The 15,189-nt window shown below is 71.5% G+C and carries 9 protein-coding genes and 2 rRNA genes; 10 read left to right on the top strand and 1 reads right to left on the bottom strand.

All coding sequences use genetic code 11. From position 1 onward, the window contains the following. From ACFVHV_RS14745 to ACFVHV_RS14700, 10 genes are all read left to right on the top strand, one after another. Positions 1–2,473, top strand: a 23S ribosomal RNA gene (locus ACFVHV_RS14745); the annotation flags it as partial. A gap of 81 nt (positions 2,474–2,554) precedes the next feature. Beyond that, a 5S ribosomal RNA gene (rrf, locus tag ACFVHV_RS14740) occupies positions 2,555–2,671 on the top strand. Between the two features lie 200 nt (positions 2,672–2,871). Next, positions 2,872–4,281: a histidine kinase gene (locus tag ACFVHV_RS14735; RefSeq protein WP_359909222.1), complete on the top strand. Its 1,410-nt coding sequence runs from the start codon at positions 2,872–2,874 to the stop codon at positions 4,279–4,281. Then, positions 4,233–4,898, top strand: coding sequence for a response regulator transcription factor (locus ACFVHV_RS14730; protein WP_359909220.1), 666 nt, complete (start codon positions 4,233–4,235; stop codon positions 4,896–4,898). The genes ACFVHV_RS14735 and ACFVHV_RS14730 overlap by 49 nt, the downstream gene beginning before the upstream one ends. A 219-nt stretch (positions 4,899–5,117) precedes the next feature. Further along, the gene (locus tag ACFVHV_RS14725; RefSeq protein ID WP_380351420.1) at positions 5,118–6,710 is read left to right on the top strand and encodes a DUF2637 domain-containing protein; all 1,593 of its coding nucleotides are present in this window, start codon (positions 5,118–5,120) and stop codon (positions 6,708–6,710) included. A 110-nt stretch (positions 6,711–6,820) separates the two neighbouring features. Continuing rightward, the gene (locus tag ACFVHV_RS14720) at positions 6,821–8,110 is read left to right on the top strand and encodes a DUF6986 family protein (protein WP_380351419.1); all 1,290 of its coding nucleotides are present in this window, start codon (positions 6,821–6,823) and stop codon (positions 8,108–8,110) included. A gap of 132 nt (positions 8,111–8,242) precedes the next feature. Continuing rightward, positions 8,243–8,899: a YigZ family protein gene (locus ACFVHV_RS14715; protein ID WP_359909213.1), complete on the top strand. Its 657-nt coding sequence runs from the start codon at positions 8,243–8,245 to the stop codon at positions 8,897–8,899. 300 nt (positions 8,900–9,199) lie between these two features. Continuing rightward, positions 9,200–11,212, top strand: a complete 2,013-nt coding sequence (locus tag ACFVHV_RS14710; protein ID WP_380351417.1) for a hypothetical protein — start codon at positions 9,200–9,202, stop codon at positions 11,210–11,212. 114 nt (positions 11,213–11,326) lie between these two features. Next, positions 11,327–13,096: a restriction endonuclease gene (locus ACFVHV_RS14705; protein WP_380351415.1), complete on the top strand. Its 1,770-nt coding sequence runs from the start codon at positions 11,327–11,329 to the stop codon at positions 13,094–13,096. 273 nt (positions 13,097–13,369) lie between these two features. Next, the gene (locus ACFVHV_RS14700) at positions 13,370–14,134 is read left to right on the top strand and encodes a ZIP family metal transporter (RefSeq protein WP_359909204.1); all 765 of its coding nucleotides are present in this window, start codon (positions 13,370–13,372) and stop codon (positions 14,132–14,134) included. Between the two features lie 105 nt (positions 14,135–14,239). Here ACFVHV_RS14700 and ACFVHV_RS14695 read toward each other — a convergent pair whose 3' ends face one another. Then, the gene (locus tag ACFVHV_RS14695) at positions 14,240–15,145 is read right to left on the bottom strand and encodes a LysR family transcriptional regulator (RefSeq protein WP_359909201.1); all 906 of its coding nucleotides are present in this window, start codon (positions 15,143–15,145) and stop codon (positions 14,240–14,242) included. Positions 15,146–15,189 lie beyond the last annotated feature (44 nt).

Genomic DNA, 15,189 nt, shown 5'->3' with positions numbered 1-15,189 from the left:
GGCCGTGACTGCGTGCCTTTTGAAGAATGAGCCTGCGAGTTTGCGGTGTGTAGCGAGGTTAACCCGTGTGGGGTAGCCGTAGCGAAAGCGAGTCCGAATAGGGCGGTTGAGTTGCATGCCCAAGACCCGAAGCGGAGTGATCTAGCCATGGGCAGGTTGAAGCGCGGGTAAGACCGTGTGGAGGACCGAACCCACCAGGGTTGAAAACCTGGGGGATGACCTGTGGTTAGGGGTGAAAGGCCAATCAAACTCCGTGATAGCTGGTTCTCCCCGAAATGCATTTAGGTGCAGCGTCACGTGTTTCTTGCCGGAGGTAGAGCACTGGATAGGCGATGGGCCTTACCGGGTTACTGACCTTAGCCAAACTCCGAATGCCGGTAAGTGAGAGCGTGGCAGTGAGACTGTGGGGGATAAGCTCCATGGTCGAGAGGGAAACAGCCCAGAACACCGACTAAGGTCCCTAAGCGTGTGCTAAGTGGGAAAGGATGTGGAGTCGCAGAGACAACCAGGAGGTTGGCTTAGAAGCAGCCACCCTTGAAAGAGTGCGTAATAGCTCACTGGTCAAGTGATTCCGCGCCGACAATGTAGCGGGGCTCAAGCACATCACCGAAGTCGTGTCATTGCAGCATATAGGGCCAACGCCTGCTGTGATGGGTAGGGGAGCGTCGTGTGCCGGGTGAAGCGGCGGTGGAAACCAGTCGTGGACGGTATACGAGTGAGAATGCAGGCATGAGTAGCGATACAAGAGTGAGAAACTCTTGCGCCGATTGACCAAGGGTTCCTGGGTCAAGCTGATCTGCCCAGGGTAAGTCGGGACCTAAGGCGAGGCCGACAGGCGTAGTCGATGGACAACGGGTTGATATTCCCGTACCCGCTTTGAAGCGCCAACGCTGAACCTCTTGATGCTAAGCCCGTGAAGCCGTCCCGGAGCCTTCGGGCAAAGGGAAGTGGTGGAGCCGGTGACCCAACGGGGTAGTAGGTGAGCGATGGGGTGACGCAGGAAGGTAGTCCAGCCCGGGCGGTGGTTGTCCCGGGGTAAGGGTGTAGGCCGAGTGATAGGCAAATCCGTCACTCATTGAGGCTGAGACCTGATGCCGAGCCGATTGTGGTGAAGTGGATGATCCTATGCTGTCGAGAAAAGCCTCTAGCGAGTTTCATGGCGGCCCGTACCCCAAACCGACTCAGGTGGTCAGGTAGAGAATACCGAGGCGTTCGGGTGAACTATGGTTAAGGAACTCGGCAAAATGCCCCCGTAACTTCGGGAGAAGGGGGGCCATTCCTGGTGACGAGTCTTGCACTCCGAGCTGGGGGTGGCCGCAGAGACCAGCGAGAAGCGACTGTTTACTAAAAACACAGGTCCGTGCGAAGCCGTAAGGCGATGTATACGGACTGACGCCTGCCCGGTGCTGGAACGTTAAGGGGACCGGTTAGCTTGGATTCGTCCGGGCGAAGCTGAGAACTTAAGCGCCAGTAAACGGCGGTGGTAACTATAACCATCCTAAGGTAGCGAAATTCCTTGTCGGGTAAGTTCCGACCTGCACGAATGGCGTAACGACTTCTCGACTGTCTCAACCATAGGCCCGGTGAAATTGCATTACGAGTAAAGATGCTCGTTTCGCGCAGCAGGACGGAAAGACCCCGGGACCTTTACTATAGCTTGATATTGGTGTTCGGTTCGGCTTGTGTAGGATAGGTGGGAGACTTTGAAGCCTTGACGCCAGTCTTGGTGGAGTCGTCGTTGAAATACCACTCTGGTCGTGCTGGATGTCTAACCTGGGTCCGTGATCCGGATCAGGGACAGTGTCTGGTGGGTAGTTTAACTGGGGCGGTTGCCTCCTAAAGGGTAACGGAGGCGCCCAAAGGTTCCCTCAGCCTGGTTGGCAATCAGGTGTTGAGTGTAAGTGCACAAGGGAGCTTGACTGTGAGACTGACGGGTCGAGCAGGTACGAAAGTAGGGACTAGTGATCCGGCGGTGGCTTGTGGAAGCGCCGTCGCTCAACGGATAAAAGGTACCCCGGGGATAACAGGCTGATCTTCCCCAAGAGTCCATATCGACGGGATGGTTTGGCACCTCGATGTCGGCTCGTCGCATCCTGGGGCTGGAGTAGGTCCCAAGGGTTGGGCTGTTCGCCCATTAAAGCGGTACGCGAGCTGGGTTTAGAACGTCGTGAGACAGTTCGGTCCCTATCCGCTGTGCGCGTAGGAGTGTTGAGAAGGGCTGTCCCTAGTACGAGAGGACCGGGACGGACGAACCTCTGGTGTGCCAGTTGTCCTGCCAAGGGCATGGCTGGTTGGCTACGTTCGGGAGGGATAACCGCTGAAAGCATCTAAGCGGGAAGCCTGCTTCGAGATGAGCACTCCCACCTCCTTGAGAGGGTAAGGCTCCCAGTAGACGACTGGGTTGATAGGCCGGATATGGAAGCCCTGTGAGGGGTGGAGTTGACCGGTACTAATAGGCCGAGGGCTTGTCCTCAGTTGCTCGCGTCCACTGTGTTGTTCTGAAACAACGACCCGCCCGAATCCTGTCGGGTGTGCGGTGACAGTTTCATAGTGTTTCGGTGGTCATAGCGTGAGGGAAACGCCCGGTTACATTCCGAACCCGGAAGCTAAGCCTTACAGCGCCGATGGTACTGCAGGGGGGACCCTGTGGGAGAGTAGGACGCCGCCGAACAATTATTCAGAAGAACCCCCATCCGGGATCCGGATGGGGGTTCTTCGCATTTCCGGACTGTCTCATCGGTCGGTGTCACTTCCTCCACTCGCAGGTGGTCCTAGGTCCACCTCGGGATTGGGGTGCCATGGCCAGTGTGGGTGCTGGACGGTTCGTGAAGACTGATGGAGGACGATCGGTACCGGCATCAGGAGCTTCCCGTGACAACAGTGAGTCGTACGAGCGGCGCGTCCGTACGTGCTCAGGCCCAGGCGGCCTTCAAGGCCGGCGGTGAGGGGCTGGCGCGGCTCGGTGTGGTGGTGTTGGCGGCGGTGCCGGGGGTGGTGCTGCCGGTGGGCGCGGCGATCTTCTCGGGGGCGATAACCGCCCGGCTCCTGCAGTCGTACGACCTGGGGCTCTTCCTCGCGCTTCTGGTGGCAGTGGCCGCCGGTGGTGTGGTGGCCGCAGCCAGCGTCCGCCGTACTGCGAACCGCACCCGCGGCCAGTTTGAGCGCTGGTTCGGCATACGGCTGCCGGCGGTCTACGAGCCCTGGCCGGAGCTGGAGTTGGACGGCCGGGGGCACTGGTGGACGGGCTACACCTACCACCGGTCGCGGACGGTGGCGAAGTACGCGCAGATCGTCCACTGGGGCCTGCGGGACCGGACCACCCGCGGCGAGCTGCTCTGGCTGCTGGTGAACCCGTTCCTCGTGGTGGCCCTGGCCGGCCCGGTGGCCGTCCTGCTCGGGCTGGGCGTCGCCTACGCCCTGTCCTCGCAGGTGCCGGCGGACGACTTCGGCCCGCTGAGCGGCCGGATGGCGTCCATGCTGCTGAGCGTCGTGCTCGGAGCCGCCATGGTCGTCGGCGGCATACTCCTGGCCCCGTTCGCGGTGCGGATGTACGCGGAGGCCGCCCGCCGGGTGCTGGACCAGGACGGCCGGGCGACGCGGGCCCAGCTGACCAGGCGGGTCGTCGAGTTGACCGAGACGCGGGCGGACGCGGCGGGCAGCCAGGCGGCCGAGCTGCGACGGATCGAGCGGGACCTGCACGACGGCGCCCAGGCGCGACTGGTCGCGATAGGGATGACGCTGGGCACCATCGAGCACCTGATGGACACCGACCAGGGGGCCGCGCGGGAGCTCCTGGCCGAGGCTCGCCAGTCCTCGGCCCGGGCCCTCCAGGAGCTGCGGGACCTGGTGCGCGGCATCCACCCGCCGGTGCTCGCCGAGCGCGGACTCGGCGATGCCGTCCGGGCCCTCGCGCTGGACAGCGCGCTGCCGACCGAGGTGTGCGTGAGCCTGCCGGACCGTCCGCCGGCGCCGGTGGAGGCCGCCGTGTACTTCAGCATCTGCGAGCTGCTGGCCAACGCGGCCAAGCACTCGGAGGCGGAGCAGGTCTGGGTGGACATCCTCTACCGGGCCGGCCTCCTGCGGATCACGGTGACGGACGACGGGGTGGGGGTGGCGGACCCTTCGCGGGGTACCGGACTGCGTGGTATCGAGAAGCGATTGGGTACCTTCGACGGTGTCCTCTCCATCGACAGCACGTCGGGCGGACCCACCACCATCACCTTGGAGTTGCCGTGCGAGTTGTCCTCGCCGAGGACCTCTACCTCCTTCGCGAGGGCCTGATCCGGCTGCTGGAAGCGCACGGCTTCACCATCGCCGCGGCAGTGGAGACCGGTCCCGAGCTGCTGGAGGCGCTTCTGACCCACCGGCCGGACGTGGCCGTGGTCGACGTCCGGCTGCCCCCGACGCTCACCGACGAAGGCCTGCAGGCCGCGCTCAAGGCACGGCGGGAGATCCAGGGCCTGCCGGTGCTGGTGCTGTCGCAGCACGTCCAGCAGCTCTACGCGCGGGAGTTGCTGGCCGACGGCACCGGGGGGATCGGCTACCTGCTGAAGGACCGGGTGTTCAACGCCGGGCAGTTCATCGACGCGGTCCGCCGGGTGGCGGCCGGCGGCACGGCGATGGACCCGGACGTGATCGCCAAGCTGATGGAGACCACCGCGCGCAGGCCCGGTCCGTTGCTGCGGCTGTCCCCGCGGGAGCGCGAGGTGCTGGAACTGATGGCCGAGGGCTGTTCCAACTCGGCGATCGCCGCCCGGCTGTCGGTGAGCGACGGTGCGGTGGCCAAGCACATCGCCAACATCTTCGGCAAGCTCGACCTCGCCCCGGACGAGGACGCCAACCGCCGGGTGCTGGCCGTACTGGCCTACCTCAACGGCACGGCGAGGCAGACCCGCTGACGGTCCGGCCGGCCCCCGGCGCCGATCCTCACGGTGCCGGGCCGGCGTTCGGCGCCGCACTGTGACACCCCAGGCTGTGGGAACGCTTAAACACGCGTACGAGTAAACTCCGGTGGGCCGAGCCCGGAGGCTGCTCAGCCGTCCGGCGGCCCGACCAACGGGACCCGGCAGCCGAGGCACTGTACGCCAGCGGCCGACATCCAGGGGTTGATAGACGTAATGGCACGCCCAACGCTCACCAAGGCCCATCGTGGCCTGCTCGGCCTGGTCGCGGCCGGTGCCTGCATCATTTCGGGCATCGGCTTCGCGGGCTCGTACAACGCGGTGCGCGAGCTGGCCGAGGAGAAGGGCTTCGGCGCCTTCTCCTACGCCTTCCCGATCGGCGTGGACGCCGGCATCGTCGTGCTCCTCGCGCTCGACCTGGTGCTGACCTGGCTGCGGATACCCTTCCCGATGCTGCGGCAGACCGCGTGGCTGCTGACCGTCGCCACCATCGCCTTCAACGCGGCCGCGTCCTGGGGCGACCCGCTCGGCATGGGGATGCACGCGGTCATTCCGGTGCTCTTCGTCGTCGTGGTCGAGGCCTCGCGGCACGCGGTCGGCCGAATAGCGGCGATCACGGCGGACCGCCACATGGAGTCGGTCCGGGTGATGCGCTGGCTCCTCTCGCCGGTGCCGACCTTCCGGCTCTGGCGGCGGATGAAGCTCTGGGAGCTCCGCTCCTACGACGAGGTCATCCGACTGGAACAGAACCGTCTGGTCTACCGGGCGCAGCTGCGTTTCCGGTACGGCCGCGGCTGGCGCCGCTCGGCGCCGATCCAGGCGCTGCTGCCGCTCAAGCTCGCCAAGTTCGGCGTGCCGCTGGACCCGGCGCTGCTCGACCGGCTGGATGACGAGGGCCGTGTGCGCGAGGTCCCGGAGGCACTGCCGGAGCAGGAGGCGCAGGGGATACCCGGCCAGGAGAACCGCGCCGCCGCGGCCATCGCCCCGGTTGCCGAGGCTCAGGCCCAGCAGCCGCAGCAGCCCCAACAGCCGCAACCCTCGCAGCAGGAGCCGCAGGCCGTCCAGCAGGCCGCTCCGCAGGTCCAGCAGGTTCAGCAGGCTCAGCCCGAACAGGCTGCTGCACAGGCACAGGCACCCGCGGCCGTCGCGCCGTTGTCCGCCGAGGTCGCCGCGCCGATGCTCGCGAAGCTGGCCGCCGTCCGGCTGCGGGCCGCCCAGGAGCCGGACGAGGTGGCGGACGCCGTCTCGCAGCCGCGCGGCGAGGAGCTGAACGTCTGGACCGAGCGCCCGGTCCGCACCACCGGCCACCCGGCGGACGCCGCTCCGGGTGGGCGGGTGCCCGGTCAGGCCTCGCCCTGGTTCAAGCCCCCGCGCCCGGTCGCCGAGGAGCCCACCGCCCTCGCCGCCACCGCCTCCACCTCCGCCCCCGAGCCCGAGCCCGGTCCGCAGGCCCAGCACGCGGCCGGCTCGCAGCGGCAGCCCGAGCAGTCCGACCAGCTTGAGCAGCCCGCCGAGCACGAGCAGCAGGTCCCGGCCGAGGAGCGCGTCCACGCCGAGCAGCCGGTCCACGCCGAGCAGCGCGCGGTTGCTCCGGTGCCCGCGCGCCTCGACCCGGACCTCGCCTACGAGGCGCTCGTCTCCTACATGGACAGCTACGGCCACCAGCCCGACCCCCAGCGCCTCGCCGACTGGCTGACCAGGGAGTTCGGCGTCACCGGCAAGGGTCCGGACGGTTCGGTCCACCCCAAGGAGGTCGCCGACCTGTACCCGGAGCTGAACGAGCGCTACGCCGCCGCCGGGAGGGACTGACCGCGGCCGCCACCGTCCGGTGCCGGGGCGGCCATTGACGCCCGTACCCGCCGGAGCTACCTTCGCCTCAACAAACTGTTGAAGCGCTGGTTCGGCATGGAGGAGTGCGGATGACACGGGTCGGGGTCGACGGAAACGGGCCGACGGACGCGGCCTCCTTCTCCACCGCGGCCCGCGCCGCCGTGGAGGCGCTGCTCGCCCCCGTCGACGCCGATCTGGCACGCCGTTACCCGGGCGAACCCGGGACCAGGCAGCCGGTGCACACCGTCTACGTCCCGGCCGACGCCTTCGGTGCCGACACCGTGCGGGAGTGGGGCCGCCGGGCCCTGGAGGCCTTCGACCGGCACGCCGCCACCCCCGCCGAACTGGCCCGCGCCCTCGGCGTCGCGGACGACGAACTGCTCGCCGACGTGCACGCCCGGGTCCGCGCCAAGCTGGAGCGCGAGCCGATCGAGGACCTGCGGATCGACTTCGAGGACGGCTACGGCCCCCGCCCCGACGCCGAGGAGGACGCGGCCGCCGTCCGCGCCGCCGGGCTGGTCGCCGCCGCGGTGGCCGGGGGCGGCGCCCCGCCGTACCTCGGCATCCGGATCAAGTGCATGGAGGCCGCCGTCCGGGCCCGCGGCATCCGCACCCTGGAGCTGTTCCTGGCCACCCTGCTGGCCCGCGGAGGGCTGCCGGAGGGCCTGGTCCTGACCCTGCCGAAGGTGACCTACGCCGAGCAGGTCACCGCGCTGGTCCGGCTGCTGGAGGACTTCGAGCGCCGGGCCGGGCTGCCCGTCGGCCGGATCGGCTTCGAGATCCAGATCGAGACCACCCAGGCGATCCTCGGCCCGGACGGCCGGGCCACCGTCGCCCGGATGATCGAGGCCGCCGAGGGACGCGCCACCGGCCTGCACTACGGGACCTTCGACTACAGTGCCGCCTGCGGCGTCAGCGCGGCCCACCAGAGCATGGACCACCCGGTCGCCGACCACGCCAAGGCGGTCATGCAGGTGGCGGCCGCGGGCACCGGGGTCCGGCTCTCCGACGGCTCGACCAACGTCGTCCCGACCGGTTCCACCGAGCAGGTGCACGCCGCCTGGAAGCTCCACCACGGCCTGGTCCGCCGCTCGCTGGCCCGCGCGTACTACCAGGGCTGGGACATGCACCCGGCGCACCTGCCCACCCGCTACGTCGCGGTCTACTCCTTCTACCGCGAGGGCCTGGCGGTCGCAGCCGCCCGACTGGCCGCGTACGTCGCGAAGGCGGGCGGTGACGTGATGGACGAGCCTGCCACCGCCCGGGCGCTGAGCGGCTACCTGCTGCGCGGCCTGGACTGCGGCGCCGTCGACCTCGCCGAGGTCACCGCGCTGACCGGTCTGGACCGCGCGCGGCTGAACGCCCTGGCCGGGCGCTGACCCGTCGGCGGCCCGTGGCCGGCCGCCGGCCGCCGGTCCTCCCGTCGTGCGCCAACTAGGCTGGCGGTGCCGCCCCGGTGTCCCGGGGCGGGCGCCGTCAGCCTTCGCCGTCCTCGGGAGGACCTCCCCGCCATGTCCGCCACGCCGGAGCCCACCGCCAGGCCGTACCTCACCATCCGGCGGGCCGGCAGCCACGAGACCGAGATCAAGAAGTCCCGGTTCATCTGTCACCTCGCCCGGGTCGCCGACGAGGAGGAGGCGCAGGCGTTCATCGCCGGCATCCGCAAGCAGTACTGGGACGCCCGGCACAACTGCACCGCCTTCGTGGTCGGCGACGAGCAGCGCCGCGAGCGCTCCAGCGACGACGGCGAACCCGGCGGCACGGCCGGGGTGCCGATGCTGGAGGTGCTGCGCCGGCGCGGGCTGACCGACACCGTCGCCGTGGTCACCCGGTACTTCGGCGGGATCAAGCTCGGTGCGGGCGGCCTGGTGCGGGCGTACGGCAACGCGGTCTCGGCGGCGGTGGACGGGATCGGCCTGCTGGAGCGGCGGCCGGTCGCGCTGCTCGCGGTGACGGTGGACCACGTCCGGGCCGGGCGGGTGGAGAACGACCTGCGGGCGGCCGGGTACACGGTGAGCGATCTGGCCTACGAGGCCACCGGGGTGCGGATCGAGGTGGGCGTGCCGGAGCCGGACGTGGCGGAGTTCCACACCTGGCTGGCGGAGGCGACCGGCGGTACCGCGGTGGCGGTCCCGGCCGGCCGCACCTATGTCGAGGTGCCGGTCTGAGCGGTGCCGCTCCGAGCGGCAGCGGTCCGGCCGCGGGGCGGGTGGCACCTCGTGGGTCCCGGGGGACGGACGATCCGCGGGACGGCTCGTCGGACGGCCCGTGACCGGCCGTTTCCGGTAGCCCAGGCCTTGCGCCACGCGGAAGAACGCTTGAGCAGATTCACCCGAACGTAGTGTCGTTGCCCGGAGTTGGAACTTCCGCTCCGGGCCGTGGCGTTTCCTGGGCAAGGTTCCGGCAGAACCGGACGAAACCGTCGATGGAGGACACAGGACCCGACCCCGCACCGCGGAGGTATGCGCATGACCTCAGACCGTTCGACCTCGAATCCCCTGTCCGCGACGAACCCGATCTCCAGCCGCCCGACCTCGAACCGTCCGACTTCGTACCACCCGACCTCGAACCACCCGATCGCGAACCGCCCCGCCCCGAACCGCGTCCGCGCGCACGCCGCCGCCGACCTGCCCGGCCCCCGCGGTCCCGCGACGCCCTACCGGATGACGGTCACCACGCTCCTCGGGCACGCCGAGGCCGTCGCCCTGGCCGACGAACAGCTGGCCTCCTGGCTGAAGCAGGAGGGCTACGAGGAGCCCCCACCGGCCCACCGCGCCCCCGTCGGGCAGAGCGCCGAACCGGCTCCCACCGCCGAGCGCCTCCGCCTGGGCGAGCGCGTCCTGCTCGACCGCGACCTGGGCCCGCTGCGCGAGGGCCCGGGCGCCGGCCGCTACGACCGCCGCCGCCTGCGCACCCCGGCCCCGCACGGCACCCAGCAGCTCACCCTCACCGTGGCCACCGCGGCGGACGGCCCCACCTGGGTCCGGCTGGAGGCCGAGACACACAGCACCGGCAGCGGTGTGCGCACCCCGTGCCGGGTGCCGGTGCCCGAACTCGCCCGCTCGCTCCTCCCGCTGCTCGACGCCACCGACGGCCCGTCCGCCGTCCGCTCCACCCCCCGGGTGATCACGGCCGACGAGGTCGACGCCCTGATCGACGAGCTGTGCGACCCCGAGCGCAGGCTGCCCACGGTGGTGGCCAGCGTCCCGGTGAACCTCCCGCTCGACCGCTGGGTGGAGGACGTGGTGGCCCCGCTCTGCCAGCAGCTGCCCGGCCTCGCCACCACCTACGTGCTGGACCCCGGCGCCCGCACCGGGTTCAACGTCGCGCTGGAGTACCACACCGTCTACGGCGGAGCGGTGCGCACCTACCTGCCCGAGGTCGACCCGGCCTCCCGGCAGGACAGCGCCCGACATCCGGTGCTCGCCCGGGGCCGAATAGAAGAGGACCTGCGCCGCGCCGCCGGGCTGCTCGCCCGCGAGCCGCGCCGCCTGGCCGCGGAGCAGCCGCTGCCACCGCCGCTCGCGGCCGTCCCGGTGCTGCGCGTCCCGCCGCCGCAGCTCCGCGAGCCCGCCGAGCGGTCCGCCCAGCAGTTCGCCGAGCAGACCGCGGAGCAGACCGTCGAGCGGGCATCCGAGCAGGCCGGGCGGACGGCTGGGCACGTCATCGGGCAGGCCTGCGAACAGGTCGCCGAACGGGCCGCCCCGGACCAGGGCGACGGCCTGGCCGCGCTCGTCCGCGAGGAGCAGCAGGACCGCGCGGAGCAGCAGGCCCGGGCCGACGAGCTGGAGCGGGTCCGGCACACCCTGCGCCTGGAACGCCGCGAGCACCGGGAACGGGGCCAGGGCCGGGAGGGCCGCGACGGCCGGGACATCCGGGAGGGCCGCCTCCGCTCCGGAACCCGCGCCCTGACCGGACGCCACTGCGTCGCACCGGGCAGTGGTCCGGTCGTCGGGCCGCACTCCGTCGCCCAGCTCCACGACCACCGGGGCACGCCCGAGACCTTCTCCGAACTCATGGCCAGACTGGGCGAGTTCCCGCTGGTGACCTTCACCGGGGACCAGAAGAACGCGCTCGCCCTGGACGAGCTGCAGTGCGCCGGCGCGGGCTGGGCCCGGCTCGCCTGGGACGGGCTGACCGCCCTCCAGGAGTACGCCGAGGCGGCCGTCCGCGGCGCGGCCGGCGGGGACTTCAAACAGTGGTGCGAGCGAACCCCCGAGGGCTGCCACCGCTTCCCGCCCCGCAAGGCGGTCCGCGGGGAGTCCAGGACGGTGTTCAGCCACACCAAGTGGAAGCGCGAGCGGATGCTGCCGGTGCCGGAATGCGTCGACTCCTCCCGGCGCGCGTTCATGGGCGCGCACCTGCGGATCGGCGGCGGCCGCACCGCGCCCCGGCTGCACTACCTGGACGACTGCTCCGGCAGCGGCCGGATCTACGTCGGCTACATCGGCCTGCACCTCACCAACACCCGGACCAACTGAGCGGCTTGGCTGACCGCTGCGTCCGTTCGGGGGACAATGTCCGGCAGCGGCGGGTCCACAGGTTCGCCGATCGCCCCGGGCAGGCGCCGGACGAGCATGGGGGAACGACGACCGATGCAGTACCCAGCAGACGGCCAGTCCGACGGAACCGCCACCGTCCAGTTCCCCCGGCCGGGCTTCCTCGCCTCGGTCTTCCGCGACCTCGGAGCCGAGGAGGAGCAGGAGCCGGGCGACGCCGCCGCCGGCCGCCCCGGTGGGGGCACGGCCGGTGACGGTCCGTCCGGCGACGGCCCGGCAGGTGGCGATCCGGCAGGTCGCGGTCCAACCGGTGCCGGTCCGTCCGACCCGGACCCCGTCGGCCCCGGCCGAGCCGACCACGGAACCGGCCACTCCGGCCAGTCCGGCCCCGCCGAGGCCGACCAGGACGAGGCCGTGGCGGCGCACGCCCGGGCCGCCGCCCTGACCCACCACCGCACCCGCACCGTCCAGGCCGAGCACGACCGGCTGGCCGACTTGCTGCGACGGGCCGCGCTGCCCGTCTCGGCCATGGACTTCGAGAGTCAGCTGCGCCACTACCAGCCCCGCCCCTACCCGGCCGACGGTCCCGCCGCGGCCGAGGACTCCGAGCCCCGCTGGGAGGACTACGCTCCCGCCGAGCCGCCCGCGGCCGACCCGGACAGCGGCCCCTCCCGCCGGCTGCTCGACTCCGGCTACCAGCGCGAGCTGGCCCAGGCCCGGCTCACCCACCAGCGCGCCCTGCGCGAGTGGCGCACCCGCCGGGCCGAGGCCGGAAGCCCGGCCGCCGACGAGTCCCGGCGCGCCCACGAGGCGGCCGAGGAGGCCCGGGCCCGCGCCGTGCGCGAGTACAACGAGAGCCTGGAGGAATGCCGGCGGGCCTACCGGCTGGCCGAACCGGCCGCGGTGGAATCGCTGCTGGAACGGGCGCTGGCCGCCGCCGAGACCGCCACCCAGGACCTGCCCGCCCCCTGCCGGGCGGTCTTCCGCCCGCTCACCCGCACCGCCGTGCTGGACCTCGACCTGCCGCCGCTCGACCTGGTGCCCTCGCTCACCGGCTACCGGCTCGACCCGGACGGCGACATCCGCCCGGTGCCGCGCCCGCCCGCGGACCGGGCCACCGACTACCTGCGGCTGGTCGCCCGGCTCGCCCTGCGCGCCCTCCAGGCCGCCGACGCCGTCGACACCGACGAGATACTCGCCGGCGTCGTCCTCAACGGCTGGCTGCGCGACCCCGCCGCGGCCGAGCCGCTCTGCCTGGTCAGCGTGGACGCCGACCGCGACGCACTGGCCCGCACCCGGCTGCTGCCGCCGGGCACCCCGTACGAGGAACGCGACGACGAGGGCGTCTACGCCGACGCCGAGCAGGACGAGGCCCTGGTGCGGCTGCGCCAGCTCGGCGCCGCCGTCACCCCGGACCCGTACGACCGGGCCGGTGTCCAGCCGGCCGCCCGGGCCGGGGCCACCGTGCCGGCCGCCTCCGACCTGTCCGCCAACGAGTTCGCCCAGCTGGTGCGGGACCTGCTGACCAGGGGCGGGATCGCGCAGTGGAGCGTCCGGCTGCGCGGCCCGGCCGGGCTGGTCGCCACCGGCGAGGGCGCGCCCGGGACCGCGCTGCCCGGCCGCTGGGTGGTCTGGGCCTCCCGGGACACCGCGTCGGTCGGCGCCGAGCAGATCGAGACCCTGGCCGAGGCGGTCGGGGAGGAGTCCGCCGAGCGCGGGCTGCGGCTGACCACCGGCCGCTTCACCGAGGAGGTGCTGGACCTCACCGCCGAGGAGAGCCACCGTCACATCCACCTGATCGACGGCGACGGCGTCCGCGAACTCGCCCACACCCACCTCGGCCTGCCGCTCGCCACCGGCGGCTGACGGGCCCCTCGCCCCGGCGGGGCGGCCTCACTCCGACAGCCCAACCGGCGGCCCATCCGGGGGGCGCCCGAGCGGGCCCGGGCCGAGGCTGGGGGCACGGCTCCCGGTCGGGCCCGGCACCCCGGGTGATCGCCGTCGAACGGGCGTCCGGTACGGTCGGCGGTCGGCCCGGTCACGGGCGGATCCCAGGGGGAGAGGAATGGGCAGAACGCTCGGCGGACCACCCGGTGAAGGCCCCGGCCACCAGGCCGGACCCGGGACGGAGTCGGCCCGATGACCGCGGTACTGGTCGCCGCCGCGGCGTTCCTGATGACCCTCGTCGGCGGCTTCGTGGCCCAGCGCACCCGCGACCGCCGCCACCTGGTGCTCGGCTTCGCCGCCGGTCTGATGCTCGGCGTCGTCGCCTTCGACCTGCTGCCCGAGGCGATCCACCAGGCCCCGAACGAACTGCACGGCGTCCCGCAGGCGCTGCTGATGTTCGCGGCCGGCTTCCTCACCATCCACGTGATCGAGCGCGCGGTCGCCATCCACCGCGGCCACGAGGGCGAGTACGCCGCGCACTCCCACGGCCACCAGCACGGGCACACCCGCTCCGTCGGGCACCAGGGCGTCGGGATGACCGCCGCACTGGCCCTGGTCGGGCACAGCGTCATGGACGGCTTCGCGATCGGCGCCGCCTTCCAGGCCGGCACCACGGTCGGCACGGTGGTGGCCATCGCGGTGGTCGCGCACGACTTCGCCGACGGCTTCAACACGTACACGATCACCCGGCTGTACGGGAACAACCGGAGGCGGGCGCTGACCCTGCTCGCCGCCGACGCACTGGCCCCGGTGTCCGGCGCGGCGATCACCCTGGCGTTCACCATCCCGGCGCACCTGCTCGGCCTCTACCTGGGCTTCTTCTCCGGCTTCCTGCTCTACCTGGCGACCTCGGACATCCTCCCCGAGGCGCACAGCCCGCACCCCTCGCGCACCACCCTGCTCTGCACCGTGGCCGGGGTCGGCTTCATGTGGCTGGTGATCGGCTTCGCCGGCTGAGGCCCGTACGAGGCCCGTACGAGGCCCGCACGAGGCCCGTACGAGGCCCGCACGAGGCCCGTACGAGGCCCCGGGCCCCCGCGATGCCCTCGAACACGGCGGCCCTCAGGCCGGAAGCCGCCCCCAGCACTCCCGCATCGAGGCCAGCGCCTCGGTGATGGCCGGACGCCGGGAGGCCTGGGAGCGCCAGAGCGCGAACACCCGGCGGCCGGGCTCCGGCGCCACCCGGCGGACCGCCACCCCGGGCGGCAGCGGGCCCCGTCCGAGCCTGGGCACCAGACCCATGCCCAGACCGGCCGCGACCAGGGCGATCTGCGTCTCGAACTCCCCGACCTGGTAGCGCACGTCCGGCTCCTCGCCGGCCTCGCGCAGCGTGCGGACCAGCCAGTCGTGGCAGATGTTGCCCGGCGGCACGCTGATCCAGCGCTGCCCGCACAGCCGCTCCACCGGCACCGGGTCGAGCGCGGCCAGATCGTCGTCGGCGGGCAGCAGCAGGTCCACCGGGTCCGTGCCGAGGTCCATCCGGGAGACCCCCTCCTGCACCGGCAGCGGCACGGTCGGCCAGTCCTGCACCAGTGCCAGGTCCACCTCGCCCCGGGCCACCAGTTCGGCCGCCGGGTAGGGGTCGCGCTCCAGCAGCCGGACGTCCAGCTCCGGGCAGCGCCGCCGCAGATCGGCCAGCGCCCCGGGCATCAGTCCGCGGGCACCGGACGGGAACGCGGCCACCAGCAGCCGCCCGACGGCCCGGCCGCGCTGCTCCTCCAGCCGCACCTCGGCCTGCTCCACCAGCCCCAGCACGGTCCGCGCGGTGACGGCCAGCTCGCGCGCCGCGTCGGTCAGCACCACGCCACGGCCCTGCCGTTCCAGCAGCACCGTGCGGGTCTCCCGCTCCAGCTTGGCGATCTGCTGCGAGACCGCCGAGGGGGTGAAGCCGAGCGCGGCCGCCGCCCCGCCGACCGAGCCGTGCACCGCCACCGCGTGCAGCGCCCGCAGGCGCCCCAGATCCATCATGCAGTGATCCTAAAGTGTCCGCTTCAGTATTCATCGCTGGTGCT

The sequence above is a fragment of the Kitasatospora sp. NPDC127116 genome, assembly GCF_042677365.1.
Classification (GTDB): domain Bacteria; phylum Actinomycetota; class Actinomycetes; order Streptomycetales; family Streptomycetaceae; genus Kitasatospora; species Kitasatospora lactacystinica.
This window is presented reverse-complemented; position numbering and strand designations above follow the sequence as displayed.

Coding starts and splice junctions, on each gene's coding strand:
- ACFVHV_RS14725 (WP_380351420.1), top strand. CDS start 5,118: ATGGCACGCCCAACGCTCACCAAGGCCCATCGTGGCCTGCTCGGCCTG.
- ACFVHV_RS14720 (WP_380351419.1), top strand. CDS start 6,821: ATGACACGGGTCGGGGTCGACGGAAACGGGCCGACGGACGCGGCCTCC.
- ACFVHV_RS14715 (WP_359909213.1), top strand. CDS start 8,243: ATGTCCGCCACGCCGGAGCCCACCGCCAGGCCGTACCTCACCATCCGG.
- ACFVHV_RS14710 (WP_380351417.1), top strand. CDS start 9,200: ATGACCTCAGACCGTTCGACCTCGAATCCCCTGTCCGCGACGAACCCG.
- ACFVHV_RS14705 (WP_380351415.1), top strand. CDS start 11,327: ATGCAGTACCCAGCAGACGGCCAGTCCGACGGAACCGCCACCGTCCAG.
- ACFVHV_RS14700 (WP_359909204.1), top strand. CDS start 13,370: ATGACCGCGGTACTGGTCGCCGCCGCGGCGTTCCTGATGACCCTCGTC.
- ACFVHV_RS14695 (WP_359909201.1), bottom strand. CDS start 15,145: ATGATGGATCTGGGGCGCCTGCGGGCGCTGCACGCGGTGGCGGTGCAC.